We start from the raw sequence: 16,150 nt of genomic DNA, 5'->3' as shown, positions 1-16,150 counted from the left end.
TCAGACCCACTTGGCCAACGGCGGCAGGCTCATCAGAACCGCATTGGCATCATGTCCGGTCTCAAGCCCGAACTTGGTGCCCCGGTCGTAGACGAGGTTATATTCGGCATAGAGCCCGCGATGGACAAGCTGCCGGTCCTTTTCCGCCTCGCTCCAGGGCGTGGCGCGGCGGCGGTCGACGAGCGGCAGGAAGGCAGGCAGGAAAGCCTCGCCCACCGAGCGGGTGAAAGCGAAGTCCGCCTGCCAGTCGCCGCTGTTCAGATCGTCGAAGAAAATGCCGCCTACGCCGCGCGCCCGGCCCCGGTGCGGGATGAAGAAATATTCGTCCGCCCAGGCCTTGAAGCGGGCGTAGTAATCCGGGTCGTGGGCATCGCAGGCGCCCTGCAGCGCGGCGTGGAAATGCGCGGTATCCTCGGCATATTCGATGCAGGGGTTAAGGTCGGCGCCGCCACCGAACCAGAAGGCATGCGGCGTCCAGAACATTCTGGTGTTCATATGGACGGCGGGCGCATGGGGGTTCTGCATATGGGCAACGAGGCTGATGCCCGACGCCCAGAAGCGGGGATCCTCCGTCATTCCGGGAACGCCGCGCGCCGCCATCGCTTTCTGCGCCCTTTCACCCAGACGACCGTGCACGGTCGAGACATTCACTCCCACCTTCTCGAACACCCGGCCGCCGCGCATCACGCTCATCAGCCCGCCGCCCGCGTCACCGCCGTCTTCGGCCGTGCGCACGGTAGGCGTCACGTCGAACCGACCCGCCGCGCGGTCGGCGAACGGGCCGGACAGATGGCTATCCTCCAGCCCCTCGAAAGCCGCGACGATCCGATCGCGCAAGGTGCGGAACCAGTCGGAAGCTTCGGTCTTTTCGCGGTCGAACGTCTCGGTCATCTGCGGCCCTTTCCCATGCTTTCCTGCTAGCAGGTTCCCGCCGGACCGGCCATAGCGACCCTTGCGCGCAGGCGGCGGCGGAGTAGACTCCGGCTGTATTCAAGGAGCGTTGCCATGCGTACCCGTGCCCTTCTGCTGATCCCACTTGCCCTCGTTGCCTGCGGCACACCGCAGGAGCAGTGCATCCGCCGCGAGACCGGGGAGCTGAGAAAGATCGAACGGCTGATCGCCGAGACCCAAGGCAACCTCGCGCGCGGCTATGCCTATGAATACCGCGAGGTGACGCGCTGGGCCTGGGTCGCCTGTATCGCCCCGGGCCCGCACACGCCGGGCACCCGGGTTCGTACCCAGATGTGCTGGGAGCCGCAGGAGGATACGGTGCGCGAAGAAGTACCGATCGATCCGGCGGCAGAGAAGCGCAAGCTCGCAGGACTTTTCGAACGGCGGGCGGCGCTGATGAAGGCCGCCGCGCCCGCCGTCGCGGCCTGCAAGGCCGCCTATCCGGAATAGGCCGGTTCCGCCGCACCGCGTCGCGTGAACCGCCAGGTGGCATAGAGCCCGATGGCGAGCGCGGGCAGGCAGCCGATGAAGAGGCCGCGCGCCAGATGGGCGGCTTCGGGCGCCGTCATTTCGGTGCTGAAACCCATCGCGTTGGCGAGGATGCCCAGAAGCGCCGCCCCGAACGCATAGCCGAAATGGCCGATGGTCGAGGAGGCGCCGGATAGACGGTCTAGGTCGTCCGGCGCCGTCAGGCGGCGCGCGCGGCGCAGCACGAAGGTCCAGGCGAGGCCGAAGCCGAAACCCTGAAGGCCCGAGGGGATGGTGATCAGGGCCAAGGGTCCGTGCGGCAGGATCCAGATGGCGCTGGCGACCCCCGCCGCCACGCAGCAGATACCAAGCGCGATATGGAACGGATCGCGGCTTTCCGGCGCGCCGGAGAAGGCAAAGGCCGCCACCGTCCAGGCGATCGCTTCGACCGCCAGCACCATCCCGGCCTCGGTCGGCGACGCGTCGTGGATCAACACCATCAGGAGGGGTCCGTAGGCGATCAGCGCGATGGTCGCCACGCTCATCGCGAGGTTCATCAGCTGCGCCGCGCCGATCGGCGTGCGCGGATCAAGCGGGCGGCGCGGCAGAAGGCGGTCCACGCCTGCCCGCTCGTCGGCGACAAGGAAGAGGGTGAGCGCGGCGAGACCGGACATGAGAAGCAGGCTGGTACGAAGCGGCGAAATGCCGATCCCGGCCCAGGCCACGGCAAGGATCCCGAGCCCGAGGAGCGCGAGCCGCCCGAGCGGCAACCGACCGCCCTGCGCGACGGACCCGGCGGCGGGCGGCAGGCGCAGGATCAGAAGGATCCAGACGGCGAGCGCCAGCGCCTGTGCGCCGAAGAAGACAAAGCCCCAGCGCCAGCCCAGATGTTCGGCGAACACCCCGCCGACCAGCGGGCCGAGAAAGGCCGCGCCGCCCCAGAGGACCGAAATCACCGCCATGACGCGGGCCAGATGGCGCGCGGCGAACAGCCGGTTCATGGCGATGAAGGACATGGCCGTCAGCCCGCCGCCGCCGATCCCCTGTAGGAGCCGCCCGATCAGGAGAATGGGCATCGTCGGCGCGACGGCGCTGAGCATACAGCCCGCCGCGAAGATCAGAGCCGCGCCTCCCATAGGCTTCCTGAGGCCGACGCGGCGCGTCAGCCAGGCCCCGGTTGCGCCCGCGAGGATCGTGCCGATTTCGTAAAGCGCGATCGACCAGGCGACATATTCCTCGCCGCCGACCGATGCGACGATGGCGGGCATCATCGTCGCCACGATCAGCGCATCGGCCGCATGCAGCCAGACGCCAAGGCAGACGAGCATCAGGGACGACATCTGCGCGCGCGTCAGAACCTCCCGCCAGGGCACATGCGCCGCATCCATTTCCTCGGTCGTTCCCGTCATGATCCGCTCTTCCAGATTGAGTCTCGGGACCTTCTAATTTCTCAAGCTAGGTTGAGATCAAGTGCTTTCTCCGCACGCTGGACCATTGCTGGAATTAGCAGGCAGGGGCTATTGCGCCCGACGTCGGATGGAATCACCATTCCCCAGGCGGAAGCAATGGCTGTTGTGATACACGGCGCATCTGTATCATTCACCGGGGCAGCGCCCGAACGCACCGGACGCTTGATCCAACACGGAAGGCGAAGGCGGCATGATAGGGTATGTAACGCTCGGCGCCGATGACATGGGGGCGGCGGAAAGGTTCTATTCCGCCTTCCTGCCGCGCCTTGGCTATGAACTGGCGATGTCGGCCGAGGGGCTGAGCTGTTCGCTTCCCGGCGGACCGGACGACCGGCAGGCACCGGTGGATATTTACGTCCGCCATCCGTTCGACGGGCAGGGCGCATCGGTCGGCAACGGCACGATGGTGGCGTTCCGCGTCGAAACCCAGGCCTTGGTGCGCTACCTTCATACCGCCGCGCTGGCAGCAGGCGGGCGGAACGAGGGCGCGCCGGGTTTTCGCGCTGCCTATGGCCCGCATTTCTACGTTGCCTATCTGCGCGATCCGCAGGGCAACAAGATCGCGCTCTACTGCAACAGCCGGGATGAGCCGCCGCGACCAGACTGACCGAGGCCAGGTATAATCCAGACGCTCAATGCGCGGTCAACACCGGCACCGGCGATTTTTCCAGCATTTCCAGCGTCGTGCCGCCAAGGATCGCCTCGCGGAAGCGGGAATGGCCGTAGGCGCCCATGACCAGAAGGTCGGCATTCACATCCTCGATATGGCGGCAAAGCTGGTCGGAGACATGGGGCAGCGTCTTTGCCAGCACTGACACCTCGGTGCGGATGCCGTGGCGCGACAGGAATTGCGACAGCATGCCGCCGGGGTCTGACCGTTCCGGCCCGTGCGCGGGCGGAGCGACGACGGCAACATCGACGAAAGACGCGGCCTTCAGCGCCGGCAGGGCGGCCCGGATCGCCGCCATCGACTGATCGCTCTGGTTCCAGGCGACGACGATGCGGCGGCCGTAGTCGGCGTCGACCTTTCCGGGCGGCAGCATCATCACGGCGGCGCGCCCATCGAACAGCGCCGATTCGAGGATCTGCTCCTGCTCCGAATCGGATCCCGCGCCATAGGGCTGGGGCACCACCACAAGGTCGGCGAACCGCGCGAGCCGCCCGACCTCCGGCCCGACCGCGCCCATCTGGGCGATGGCGGTATCGACAGCCCAGCGGATATCCTCGGGCGCAAGCTGGGCGCGGACGGCGGTTTCGATCGCTTTTGCCTCTTTTTCTGCCTGCTGGAGCGTTTCCTGCAGAACGATCGGCGCCATGGGCGCGGCCCCGATATAGTAATAGCCGCTCTGTGTGCGGTCTATGGACAGGCAGAGAACGTCAAGATGCGCGTCCTCGCGCCGGGCAAGCGCCACGGCGGCGTCGATCTGGGCGGCGGCCGATTTGGCCGCGGTGACAACGGTCAGGATGGATTTGTAAGCCATTCGTCTCTCCCTCCGGGATGATCCGGGCACCCCCGATATGGGGGTCGCTGCCATGCAAAGATAGCTCAGGCCCAATGCGCCGCTTTGACGCGGATCAAAGCGCGCGCTTGCGGCTTGACCCAGATCAATGTGAAACGGGTGGGGACCGGACTAAGTGCCGGTCAGTGAACGGGGGGTGGGACTCTGTCCTGTCCGAACCCGCGAAGCGACGAAGGGACGCGAAAATGTGGGATTACATCAAGCTTGCCGTGCTGGCGGCGATCGCGGTTCTGGCCGCCATCGCGGCCAATTACGCGCATGACCTGGCCTATATGGTGAACGCGCTGACCGTCATGCTGGCCGCCGCCGCGACATTCGTCTGGGCGCTCAGGACGGCGGGTGACGTGCGGGTGCATCCTGAGGACGAATATAACGATGGCGTTGTCAGGGCAGGGGCGATTGCCACCACGCTCTGGGGTGTCGTGGGTTTTCTGGTCGGCGTGATCATCGCATTCCAGCTGGCCTTTCCGGCGCTGAACCTGTCGGACCTGACGCAGGGCTATCTGAACTTCGGCAAACTGCGCCCGCTGCACACATCCGCGGTCATCTTCGCCTTCGGCGGCAACGCCCTGATCATGTCGACCTTCTACATCGTGCAGCGCACTACGGCCGCGCGGCTTTGGGGCGGAAATCTCGCCTGGTTCGTCTTCTGGGGCTATCAACTGGTGATCGTGCTGGCCGCGACCGGCTATATCCTCGGCGCTACCCAATCGAAGGAATATGCCGAGCCTGAATGGTATGTCGACTGGTGGCTGACGATCGTCTGGGTCGCCTTCCTCGTCACCTTCATGGGCACGCTGTTCAAGCGCAAGGAACCCCATATCTACGTGGCGAACTGGTTCCTTCTGTCGTTCATCGTCACCGTCGCCATGCTGCATCTGGTGAACAACATCTCGATCCCGGTCTCGATCTTCGGATCGAAGTCGGTGCAGCTCTTCTCGGGCGTGCAGGATGCGATGACGCAATGGTGGTACGGCCACAATGCTGTGGGCTTCTTCCTGACCGCAGGCTTCCTCGGCATGATGTATTACTTCGTGCCCAAACAGGCTGAGCGCCCAGTCTATAGCTACAAACTGTCGATCATCCACTTCTGGGCGCTGATCTTCCTTTACATCTGGGCCGGTCCCCACCACCTGCACTATACCGCGCTGCCCGACTGGGCCGCGACCTTGGGCATGGTCTTCTCGGTCATCCTGTGGATGCCGTCCTGGGGCGGCGCGATCAACGGGCTTATGACGCTCTCGGGCGCGTGGGACAAACTTCGCACTGACCCGATCCTCAGGATGATGGTCATCTCGATCGGCTTCTACGCCATGTCGACCTTCGAAGGGCCGATGATGTCGATCAAGGCAGTGAACTCGCTTTCCCACTACACCGACTGGACCATCGGCCACGTCCATTCCGGCGCACTGGGCTGGAACGGCATGATCACCTTCGGCGTCCTCTACTATCTTGTGCCGAAGCTCTGGAAGCGCGACGGGCTCTACAGCCTCAGCCTTGTGAACTGGCACTTCTGGCTCGCCACCATCGGCATCGTGCTCTACGCCGCCTCGATGTGGGTGACCGGCATCATGGAGGGCCTGATGTGGCGTGAAGTGGATGCGAACGGCTTCCTCGTGAACGCCTTTGCCGACACGGTCGCCGCCAAGTTCCCGATGTATGTGGTGCGCGCGCTGGGCGGGACTTTGTTCCTGACCGGGGCCCTCATCATGCTCTACAATCTCTGGGCAACCGTCGCCAAGCAACCGGCTCGTGCCGGGCTCGGCGTCGCGATCCCGGCCGAATAAGGGGGGCCGGACCATGGCAATTCTCGAAAAACACAAGATCCTCGAAAAGAACGCCACGCTCCTCCTCGTGGGTTCGCTTCTGGTGGTGACGATCGGCGGGATCGTGGAGATCGCACCGCTCTTCTATCTGCAGAACACGATCGAGAAGGTGGAAGGCGTGCGCCCCTATACGCCGCTGGAACTCACGGGCCGCGACATCTATGTCCGCGAAGGCTGCTATGTCTGCCACAGCCAGATGATCCGCCCGATGCGGGACGAGGTCGAGCGCTATGGCCATTACAGCCTCGCGGCGGAATCGATGTACGACCATCCGTTCCAGTGGGGCTCGAAGCGCACCGGGCCGGACCTTGCCCGCGTCGGCGGCCGCTATTCCGACGAATGGCATGTCGCCCACCTGACCGACCCGCAATCGGTCGTGCCGGAATCGGTGATGCCAAAGTATGGCTTCCTGACCGACCGCATGATCGAGCCCGAGCATATCGTGGCGCGGCTTGAAACCGACGCGCTGGTGGGTGTGCCCTACACGTCCGAAATGATCGAGGCCGCGAAGGAAGACTTCAAGGCTCAGGCTTCGCCCGATGCCGATACCGAGGGGCTTCTGGCCCGCTATCCCAAAGCGAACGTCGCAAACTTTGACGCGCAACCCGGGATCAGCGAGATGGACGCGCTGGTGGCCTATCTTCAGGTTCTGGGCACGATGGTCGATTTCTCGACCTTCGAACCGGACCCGCAGCGATAGGGGGCGGACATGGACCTTTACTCCATCCTCAGGGAATTCGCCGACAGCTGGGCGCTTCTGGCGCTCTTCACGGTCTTCATCGGTGTGATCCTCTGGGCCTTCCGGCCCGGGTCGCGCGCGGTGCATGAGGACGTGTCGCAAATTCCCTTCCGCTATGAAGACAGACCCGCCCGCGCCGCGCCTGCGGCAGGGGTGAAGGAGACGGGACGATGAGCAAGAAACCTGTAGACAAGAAGGCGCCGCCTCCGACCACGGGTCATCAGTGGGACGGAATCGAGGAGTTCGACAATCCGATGCCGCGCTGGTGGCTCTGGATCTTCTACGCGACCATCGTCTGGGGGATCGGCTATACGATCCTCTACCCGGCCTGGCCACTGGTGAATGGCGTGACCCACGGGCTTTGGGGCGGGTCGACGCGGGCCGAGGTTGCGGCCGAGATCAAGGCCTTCGACGATGCGAATGCCGCGATCGAAGCAAAACTCGCCGCCGCGCCGCTCGACGCGATCGCGGCCGACCCCGAGCTTGGCCCCTTCGCCCAGAACGCGGGCAAGGCGGTCTTCTCGACCTGGTGCGCGCAGTGCCACGGCGCGGGGGCAGGTGGCGCCAAGGGCTTCCCGAACCTTCTCGACAATGACTGGCTCTGGGGGGGCACGATCGACGACATCCACTTGACGATCAGCCACGGCATCCGCAACACGACCGACGCGGACGCCCGCTTCTCGCAGATGCCCGCCTTCGGCGAGATTCTGGAAAAGGGCGACATCGACGCGGTGGTGAACCACGTCCTCGCAATCTCGGGACAGGAGCATGACGCGGCGCTGGCCGCGGCCGGGGCTACGGTCTTCGCCGACAATTGTGCCGCCTGCCACGGCGATCAGGGCACAGGCGACCGCGCACAGGGCGCACCGAACCTGACCGACGCGATCTGGCTCTTCGGCGGCGATGCAGCCGCGCTGACGGAAACCGTTACCAAGGCGCGTTTCGGCGTGATGCCCGCCTGGACAGGCCGCCTGAGCGAATCCGACATCCGCGCGGTTGCGATCTACGTTCACAGCCTTGGCGGTGGCGAATAAGCATTCGTCGGGGCGCCTCGACGCCCCGGCGATACGCACCGGCGCCCGTCCTGTTCGCGCGTTTCCTGAGGGCGCCGGTGCGTTCTGACCTGTTTCAGAAGCAGAGCGTCACCGCGATCCACCCTTGTCGGGCGTTCGTGCTGCTCAGATCGGCGCAACGAGCCTCTGCCTTTTTGGCTGCGCTAGGCGCGCATTGGCCCCTTTTTCTTTGCCCAGAACGGGGGCACATCGCCCGCCATGATGCAGCCGAAGGGGTCGATATAGTCCTCGATCGCCGCCAGATCGTAGGATTTGATCTGATCGACCACGGACGACGACTTCTTGTAGCCCGACGGCAATTCCGACGTATCGACCACTCCAGCATGGAAGCGGATGTCGAGCCCTTCGGTCTCGGCCTTCAGCATCTGCTCGGGCGTCATCCTGCCCATGCGCCGCCTGTGCTCTGAACGAGAGAAATTGCGCCCCGCCCCGTGCGGGCTGAAGCCCAATCCCTTCGGCGCATCCTTGCCGCGTACCACCAGCACCGGCTCGGACATGTTGAGCGGGATCAGCGTCAGCCCGGTCGCGTCGGCGGCATAGTCACCCCAGGCCGGGGTCGCGCCCTTGCCGTGCAGGTAGATGTCGCCGCGCCGGAAGACGAAGTTGTGTTCGTTCCAGAACCGGTCGCCCGTATCGCCCCGCGCGGCGTCCACCGTCGCCTGATGGATAGCGTTGTGATTGGCCTTGGTCCATTTGCGGATCAACTGCAGCGCTGCCCAGTAGTCGCGACCCTCCTCGGTGTCGGCGGGGATCCAGGCGTTCTGCTTCGCTGTTCCGGGCGACAGTTCCTTGCGATAGCGCTCGGCGACCTCCATGCCCAGCTTGTAGAGCACCGCCCCCGGACCGCGTGAGCCGTGGTGGGTCACGATCGCAGTCCGCCCAGTCTTGCGCGAGCGGCCGACGAAGAGGAAATGGTTGCCGTCACCCTGCGTCCCCATATGCTCCTGCGCCATGCGCAGGGCCTTGGGGTTCGACAGAAACGCATTCGCGCGAAACGCATCGAGAAGATCGAGCGATACGGTGAAGCGGTTGCCCTGCGGACGACCGCCGGGCCCGAAATGCGTGACCGATTGCGCAGCATCCAGCACCGCCTTCGGATCGGCGGACCCGAGATCGGTGATCATTACCGAGCAGCAGATATCGGCCGAATGCATGCCGGGATGGATCGCGTTCCGCGCCGCCGCAACGCCGCCCACTGGGATCGTACCGACAGGGCCCGCCGGACAGGCATCGGGCATGATCGCGCCCGCCTCGATCGTCGGCGTCCGCATCAGTTCCGTCATCGTGGCGCGGACCTTGAGGACATTGTCCTCTTCGTCGGGATCACCGATGTCGATATTCTCGTGAAACGGCACCGCACCGGGCGCGCGCAGGTCCATCGTCACCGGTTCCGGAGGGATCTCTCCCTCCAGTTCAGAGCGAATACGGACAAGGCCAAGTCCGGCCGCGCGCATTTCATTCGCCCGCGCCAGTAGTGCGGGAAAATGCTTGCCGGGGCGGTGACCCCAGTCTTTCAGCTGCTCGCCCGTCACGGGGTCGAAGGTCTTGTTGTCTTCAGTCATGTCCCAAACTCACTCGATAGAGGTCACGGCGACAAGGGTGTGGCTAAACGTTGCATATGCTCTACCGGGCTGAGCTACATCGCGGGGACGCGATGGCGGGATTTGAACCCGCGACCATATGATTAGATGTAGTTCCACCGGCATTCGTCGCGTCTGATATTGGTCCCGGGGGACAAGGGGTTCGTGAGAGGCCTTTCGGCAGTCGGTTCAAGCGATGTACTCCCACGGGCATTCCCCCGGGTCGTTCCTTTCAATTCTGGCTCGGCTGGTTGGGGTCGAACCAACGACATCCTGATTAACAGTCAGGCGCTCTGCCGCTGAGCTACAGCCGAATGTTGATGGCCCCGGCGACAAGGGTTTGGTGAAACGTCCCGCTCTACCCGCCTGAGCTACGCGCCGGTCCCAGAAGGGCGACGGCACGGCGGGATTCGAACCCGCGACCTGGAGAGTGACAATCTGTAGTTCCACCGGCATTCGCCGAGAATTTCGTTCCTTCCGTTTTGGGGAGGGTCAGGCGGACCATTCCGACTGACACCGTTTCACAGTTCGATCTTGCCGATCTCGCCGACCCAATGATCCGGGCCGGTCCGACCTTCGGCAAAGGCCGCGATCTGGTCGAAGACCACGTCCGAGAACCCGCCGATATTCAGCACATCCTCACGGGTCTGCGCCTGCGTCGTGCCGTAGGGCGCGATGTCGATGCAGACCAGTTTGGCCTTCGGGTTCCGTCGTTTCACCTTCTCCCACTCCGCCAGCATCGCAGTTCCCTGCCCGCCCGCCCGGGCGTCGACCCAGGACTGGTTGTCGGACACAAAGACCACGAGGTCCGGAGACCGGCCGCGATCGTTCAGCCACTTCAGCGGCGCCGAGCAGGTCGTCCCGCCACCCGCGAGGGCAGCCAGACGCTCCGCGTTCGTCAGGATCGTGTCGCGCGGCTCAAGACGCACGTCGCGCACGGCCGTGTCGAACGGCAGAACCTGGCATCCGCGGTTTACCCGCTGAAACGCGGCTGCCACGAGGGCCGCAACATCCACATGCCGCACGACCGAGGTCGCACCCGGGCGATACCCGTTCACCGACCACGTCATGGAGCCGGAAACGTCCGGGCACACAACGACCTGACCGGCGATCTTCGGTACGTTCCGCACGGCGATTTCCATCGCGTCGTGCAGCGCCTCGACGATCTCGCGCGGCATGTCGGCGGCCAGGTTCTGCGCCGCGACCATCAGCTGATACGGGAAGGCACTCGCCTTGCCGATAGCTTCAGGGTCACGCAGCAGGGCCGCGATATGGGCCACGTTCTTCGTCACGCCGAAAACACCGTGACGATGGAACGTGTTCAGGTTCTGGCGCACCATCTGCCACGATCCTTTGCGCGCGATCCGCGCCCAGTGCTGCGGCGACAGTTCCAGTTGCGTGAGCATCTGGAACGGCACATCCGGAACCGGACCCTTGCCCGTCGCCTTGAAGGCCAGCCAGTCCTGCACCGCCTGCGGCAGCAGGGCAAGATTGCAGGGCCGCCCGACGATCCAGGCAAAGAACGCCTCACGCTCCTTGCTCTCCGGCTTCGGGTGCACCATGCGGATCACGTCGGCCAGGGAGGGGTCGTTGCCGATGTTGGCCGCCAGAAGCGCCCGGTCGGACGCGCCGTTCAGCAAGGCCTGAACCATCGCCTTCGGCGCTGAACCGAGCGACTTGCGCCCAGTCTGACCCGACCGCACGACCTGCACGAAAGTGCGCAGCATCTTGCCGTTATCGACCACGCGGCCAAAGACCGCGCGGAACAGGACCGGATCGCGCCGGGCCAGAACTGCGAGCAGCACCGCCGGCATGTCCTTCATGTAACCCGACTGGCGGGCATAGACCGCAGCCTGAGCCAGAAAGCGCGGCTCGACCGTCTCGGCCAGATCGACGACATATTCCAGCTCGTCCTGTGGATCGGTGTAGAACATGCCGCCGAACGTCCCGGTCACGGCAACCTGCGCGAGCGCATGGGCATCGGAGTAAGCGTAGGCCGGTGCGCCTTCGGCGTTCCTCGCGGTCGCCTTCGGCAGCAACCGGCCCTTGATCGATGCAAACACGGATTTGTTCGCCATTTTTCTCTCGTCCTCTTTTCTACGAGGACCTTGTGGCATGGGATTCGGGGGATGCCGAGAAAAACGTGGATTCTCCATAAACCGTTGTAATAAAATAAGAATATCGGATATTGCTGGATTGAGGTACCATGTATACGATACATGAATATACGAAATTATCCAATCGGATATGGTATGCGCAATGTGGTCATCGGCTTCCTCGGCACCCAGCTCGATATGGGCAAACGCAAGCGCTGGAAGCCGAGCGTAAGCCTTTGCAGCCACCCCGATTTTCCGGTTCACCGGCTGGAACTTCTGCATGACGGGCGGCATCTGGGCCTCGCCGAGCATGTCCGGCGGGAGATCGAGGGCTTGTCCCCAGAAACCGAGGTTCTGCTGCGCCGCCTCGACCTTGCAAATCCTTGGGACTTTCAGGAGGTCTACGGAAAGCTCTTCGACCTTGCCCGCGACTACGGCTTCGACGAGGACCGCGAGCAGTATTTCGTTCACCTGACGACCGGCACGCATGTGGCACAGATCTGCTGGTTCCTGCTGACCGAAAGTCGCCATGTGCCCGCGAAGCTCGCCCAGACCGGCCCGCCGCGCGGCGAGGATGATGGACCGGGTACGCTCGACATCATCGACCTTGACCTCAGCCGCTACAACGCGCTGCAGCAGCGTTTCGACCTTTTGGCCCGCGAATACAGCGACCTTCTGAAGGGCGGGATCGAGACGCGCAGCGCCTCCTACAATGCGGTCATTGATCGGATCGAGCTGGTGGCGGGTACATCGGACGCGCCGATCCTACTTTTGGGCGAGAGCGGCACCGGAAAGACTGAACTTGCGCAACGCATCTACGAACTGAAGCTTCAACGGCGGCGGGTGAAGGGGCGGCTGGTCCAGATCAACTGCGCTACATTGCGGGGCAGTTCGGCATTGGCGACGCTATTCGGCCAAAGGCGCAGCCATACCGGACAAGCGGGTAGCGAGCGCAGCGGGCTGTTGCATGAGGCGAGCGGCGGGGTGCTGTTCCTCGATGAGGTTGACGAACTCGGGCTCGACGAACAGGCCGCGCTCCTCCATGCGATCGAGACCGGGCGCTACTATCCCCTAGGCTCCGATCATGAGGTGACCAGCCGCTTCCAGGTCATCGCCGGAACCAGCCGTGATCCGGTGCGCCTGACGGCTGAGGGCAGGTTCCGTCCCGATCTGCTGGCCCGGCTCAACATGTGGAGCTTCCGCCTGCCCGCCCTGCGCGACCGGCGCGAGGATATCGAGGCGAACCTTGTATTCGAACTCTCGCGCGCGGAACGCGAGCTTGGTGCACAGGTCGGATTTAGCACCGATGCACGCGACCTCTTCCTGCGCTTCGCCCGCGACCCGGCCACACCCTGGCTGGGCAACTTTCGTGATTTCGGCAGTTCCATCCGGCGGCTTTGTACACTCGCGCCGCGCGGTAGGATCACCCGTCCAATGGTCGAGGAGGAGATCGAGGGACTCCGGAAGGATTGGCGGGGGGCCAATGCGGATGACGATCATCGCCTGATCGCAGATACCCTCGGTGACGCCGCAGCCGACATCGACCCTTTCGATCGTGTGCAGCTTGCCGAGGTGATCCGCACCTGCCGAAGCTCCTCCAGCCTCAGCGATGCCGGGCGTTGCCTCTTCTCCGTGTCGCGCAAGCAGCGCAAGACTGTGAACGACGCCGATCGCCTCAGGAAATACCTCCAGCGCTTCGGCTTGGACTGGTCCATGCTGGCCGGATGAATAGGCGCAATAAACGTAGAATAATGCCGCAGCTGCAGAGCTATGCGCACCCCTGCAAGACTCTAGAAATCCAGATTCTCGACGCTCAGTGCATTCTGCTGAATGAATTCGCGGCGCGGTTCGACGACATCGCCCATCAGCTTGGTGAAGATGTCCTCGGCCTCGGCCAGATCGTCGACCTTCACCTGCAGAAGCGTGCGGGCCGAGGCGTCGAGCGTGGTTTCCCAGAGCTGCTCGGGGTTCATTTCGCCAAGGCCCTTGTAGCGCTGCAGCGTCAGGCCCTTCTCGCCTTCGGCGAGGATCGCGGCCAGAAGCTCGGTCGGGCCATGGATCGGCTGCTCCTTGTCCTTCCGAACGAGACGGGCGAGCGCGCCGTAGGTTTCCTGCAGGCTTTGCGTATGCGTGGCAAGGCGGCGGCTTTCGCCGGAGCGCAGGACCGGGCCATCCAATGTCCGCACCTCCTCGACGCCGCGTAGCGCGCGGGCGAAGCGCAGGCCGTGATCCTGTGTCGGGCGACCGGACCAGCCGCGTTCATATTCGACCGCAACCTCGTCGAGCCGCCGCGCGACCTCGTTCGCCACGCCCTGGGCGTCGGCATCGACCCGGCCGGGCATCAGCGCCCCTGCGATCGCCGCCTGTTCGAGGATATGGCGGGGATAATGGGTCGGGAAGGCGCCGAGGATGCGCTTGACCACGCGCGCTTCCTCGATCACGCGCGCGAGGTCCGCGCCGGTGATTTCTTCGCCCGAGCCGAGCTTCAGTACCGCGCCGTCGATCCCGGCCTGGACGAGGTAATCCTCCAGTGCGGCCTGGTCCTTCAGATAGACCTCGGACTTGCCGCGCGCCACTTTGTAAAGCGGCGGCTGGGCGATGTAGAGGTGCCCGCGTTCGATCAGGTCGGGCATCTGGCGGAAGAAGAAGGTCAGCAAAAGCGTGCGGATATGGGCGCCGTCGACATCGGCGTCGGTCATGATGATGATCTTGTGGTAGCGCAGCTTGTCGACATTGAACTCGTCGCGTCCGATGCCCGTTCCAAGCGCGGTGATCAGCGTGCCTATCTGTTCGGACGAGAGCATCCGGTCGAAACGCGCACGCTCGACGTTCAGGATCTTTCCGCGGAGCGGCAGGACGGCCTGGTTCTTCCTTTCGCGGCCCTGCTTGGCGGACCCGCCAGCCGAGTCACCCTCGACGAGGAAGAGCTCCGATAGAGCGGGGTCCTTTTCCTGACAGTCCGCCAGCTTGCCGGGCAGCGAGGCCACATCCATCGCCGTCTTGCGGCGCGTGAGTTCGCGGGCCTTGCGGGCGGCTTCGCGGGCCAGCGCGGCCTCGATGATCTTGCCGACGATGATCTTGGCCTGGGCGGGGTTCTCCTCGAACCATTCGGCAAGCTTCTCGTTCACCAGATTCTCGACCGCCGGGCGAACCTCGGACGACACCAGCTTATCCTTGGTCTGGCTGGAAAATTTCGGGTCGGGCACCTTCACGGACAAGACGCAGGTCAGCCCCTCGCGCGCGTCGTCGCCGGTGAAATCGACCTTCTCACGTTTGGCGATACCGGAGGATTGCGCGTAATTGTTGATGGTGCGGGTCAGCGCGCCACGGAAGCCCGCAAGGTGCGTGCCACCGTCGCGCTGGGGGATGTTGTTCGTAAAGGGCAGTACGCTTTCATGGTAGCTGTCGTTCCACCACATGGCGACCTCAACGCCGATCCCGGCACGTTCGCCTGTCATGTAGATTGGCTCTGCCATCACCGACTGCTTGGAGCGGTCGAGATATTTCACGAATTCCCGAACACCGCCTTCGTAGAACAACTCGGTCTGGATCGGCTCGGCGTGGCGGTCGTCCTCGATCACGATGCGGACGCCGGAATTGAGGAAAGCCAGTTCGCGCAGACGGTTTTCAAGTGTCTTGAACTGATAGTCGAGGTCCGAAAAGGTGCCGTCCGGCCGATTGGTCTTGGCGGACGCCAGGAAGCGCACTTCGGTGCCGCGCTTGCCGGGAGCGGGGCCCACCTCGTGCACATGGACGGTGCATTCGCCATCCTCGAAGCGCGCGCGATATTCGGTGTCGTTACGCCAGACGGTGAGTTCCAGCCATTCGGAGAGTGCATTCACCACTGACACGCCGACGCCATGCAGGCCGCCCGAGACCTTGTAGGCGTTGCCGCCCTCGTCGGTGTTGTTGAACTTTCCGCCCGCATGCAGCTGGGTCATGATGACCTCGGCCGCCGAGACGCCCTCTTCAGGGTGCATGTCGACCGGAATCCCTCGGCCATTGTCGCGGACCGAGACGCTGTCGTCAGCATGGATTTTCACCACCACTTCGGTCGCGTGACCGGCCAAGGCCTCGTCGATACCGTTGTCCACGACTTCGTAGACCATGTGATGCAGGCCCGAGCCGTCGTCGGTATCGCCGATATACATGCCGGGGCGCTTGCGGACAGCCTCCAACCCCTTGAGAACCTTGATGGAATCCGCGCCGTATTCGCCGGGCTTTTGCGCCTTCTCAGTCATGCCTGTCCGCCTGTTCGTTTTCTGCCCATTTTATAGGGGTTCGGCCCGGGATTGTCACGCGGAAGGCCCAAGATTTTGTGGTTTCGCCGCCGTTGGCGGCGATCCGCGGGGGGGGGGGGGGGGGGCCCCCCCCCCCCCCCCCGAGACGGGCGACACACGGCGCCGAGGGCGGCTGGGGTGTGGGGGG

General features: G+C 64.2%; 13 protein-coding genes and 1 tRNA gene. 7 read left to right on the top strand and 7 right to left on the bottom strand.

Annotated features, from left to right (window positions below; all coding sequences use genetic code 11):
- Positions 1-891, bottom strand: a complete 891-nt coding sequence (hemF, locus tag OU426_RS05705) for an oxygen-dependent coproporphyrinogen oxidase (protein WP_267632935.1) — start codon at positions 889-891, stop codon at positions 1-3.
- A gap of 114 nt (positions 892-1,005) precedes the next feature.
- Between hemF and OU426_RS05700 the strand changes: the two genes are divergently transcribed.
- Positions 1,006-1,401: a hypothetical protein gene (locus tag OU426_RS05700; RefSeq protein WP_267632934.1), complete on the top strand. Its 396-nt coding sequence runs from the start codon at positions 1,006-1,008 to the stop codon at positions 1,399-1,401.
- Here OU426_RS05700 and OU426_RS05695 read toward each other — a convergent pair.
- On the bottom strand, positions 1,389-2,828 hold the full coding sequence (locus OU426_RS05695) for an MFS transporter (protein WP_267632933.1): 1,440 nt from the start codon (positions 2,826-2,828) through the stop codon (positions 1,389-1,391). The two genes, OU426_RS05700 and OU426_RS05695, sit on opposite strands and share 13 nt — an antisense overlap.
- 250 nt (positions 2,829-3,078) lie before the next feature.
- Here OU426_RS05695 and OU426_RS05690 point away from each other — a divergent pair, with 250 nt between their 5' ends.
- The gene (locus OU426_RS05690) at positions 3,079-3,495 is read left to right on the top strand and encodes a VOC family protein (RefSeq protein WP_267632932.1); all 417 of its coding nucleotides are present in this window, start codon (positions 3,079-3,081) and stop codon (positions 3,493-3,495) included.
- Positions 3,496-3,520: 25 nt separating this feature from the next.
- Here OU426_RS05690 and OU426_RS05685 read toward each other — a convergent pair whose 3' ends face one another.
- The gene (locus OU426_RS05685; protein WP_267632930.1) at positions 3,521-4,369 is read right to left on the bottom strand and encodes a universal stress protein; all 849 of its coding nucleotides are present in this window, start codon (positions 4,367-4,369) and stop codon (positions 3,521-3,523) included.
- Positions 4,370-4,593: 224 nt separating this feature from the next.
- Between OU426_RS05685 and ccoN the strand changes: the two genes are divergently transcribed.
- The 4 genes from ccoN to ccoP are packed head-to-tail and all read left to right on the top strand — an operon-like array spanning position 4,594 to position 8,007.
- A complete protein-coding gene (ccoN, locus tag OU426_RS05680) occupies positions 4,594-6,195 on the top strand; it encodes a cytochrome-c oxidase, cbb3-type subunit I (protein WP_267632929.1) in 1,602 nt (533 codons plus the stop codon).
- A gap of 13 nt (positions 6,196-6,208) precedes the next feature.
- Positions 6,209-6,934 (top strand): cytochrome-c oxidase, cbb3-type subunit II, encoded by a 726-nt coding sequence (ccoO, locus tag OU426_RS05675; RefSeq protein WP_267632928.1) that lies wholly within the window; start codon positions 6,209-6,211, stop codon positions 6,932-6,934.
- A 9-nt stretch (positions 6,935-6,943) separates the two neighbouring features.
- On the top strand, positions 6,944-7,147 hold the full coding sequence (locus tag OU426_RS05670; protein ID WP_267632927.1) for a cbb3-type cytochrome c oxidase subunit 3: 204 nt from the start codon (positions 6,944-6,946) through the stop codon (positions 7,145-7,147).
- A complete protein-coding gene (ccoP, locus tag OU426_RS05665; protein WP_267632926.1) occupies positions 7,144-8,007 on the top strand; it encodes a cytochrome-c oxidase, cbb3-type subunit III in 864 nt (287 codons plus the stop codon). Before OU426_RS05670 ends, ccoP begins: the two co-directional genes overlap by 4 nt.
- Before the next feature lie 182 nt (positions 8,008-8,189).
- Here ccoP and OU426_RS05660 read toward each other — a convergent pair whose 3' ends face one another.
- The 3 genes from OU426_RS05660 to OU426_RS05650 form a co-directional block, all read right to left on the bottom strand.
- Positions 8,190-9,608 (bottom strand): RtcB family protein, encoded by a 1,419-nt coding sequence (locus OU426_RS05660; protein WP_267632925.1) that lies wholly within the window; start codon positions 9,606-9,608, stop codon positions 8,190-8,192.
- A gap of 257 nt (positions 9,609-9,865) precedes the next feature.
- A tRNA-Asn gene (locus OU426_RS05655) sits at positions 9,866-9,940 on the bottom strand.
- Positions 9,941-10,147: 207 nt separating this feature from the next.
- Positions 10,148-11,704: a vWA domain-containing protein gene (locus OU426_RS05650; RefSeq protein ID WP_267632924.1), complete on the bottom strand. Its 1,557-nt coding sequence runs from the start codon at positions 11,702-11,704 to the stop codon at positions 10,148-10,150.
- Between the two features lie 174 nt (positions 11,705-11,878).
- On the opposite strand from OU426_RS05650, the gene rtcR reads away from it, so the two are divergent.
- Entirely contained in the window at positions 11,879-13,450 is a 1,572-nt protein-coding gene (rtcR, locus tag OU426_RS05645; protein ID WP_267632923.1) for an RNA repair transcriptional activator RtcR, read from the top strand.
- 62 nt (positions 13,451-13,512) lie between these two features.
- Here rtcR and gyrB read toward each other — a convergent pair whose 3' ends face one another.
- On the bottom strand, positions 13,513-15,963 hold the full coding sequence (gene gyrB / locus OU426_RS05640) for a DNA topoisomerase (ATP-hydrolyzing) subunit B (RefSeq protein WP_267632922.1): 2,451 nt from the start codon (positions 15,961-15,963) through the stop codon (positions 13,513-13,515).
- Positions 15,964-16,150 lie beyond the last annotated feature (187 nt).

It is taken from the genome of Frigidibacter sp. RF13 (assembly GCF_026626305.1).
In the GTDB taxonomy this organism is placed as follows: Bacteria; Pseudomonadota; Alphaproteobacteria; order Rhodobacterales; family Rhodobacteraceae; genus TMP-24.
Note: the sequence above shows the minus strand (reverse complement) of the source record. Positions and strands in the feature narration are given on the sequence as shown.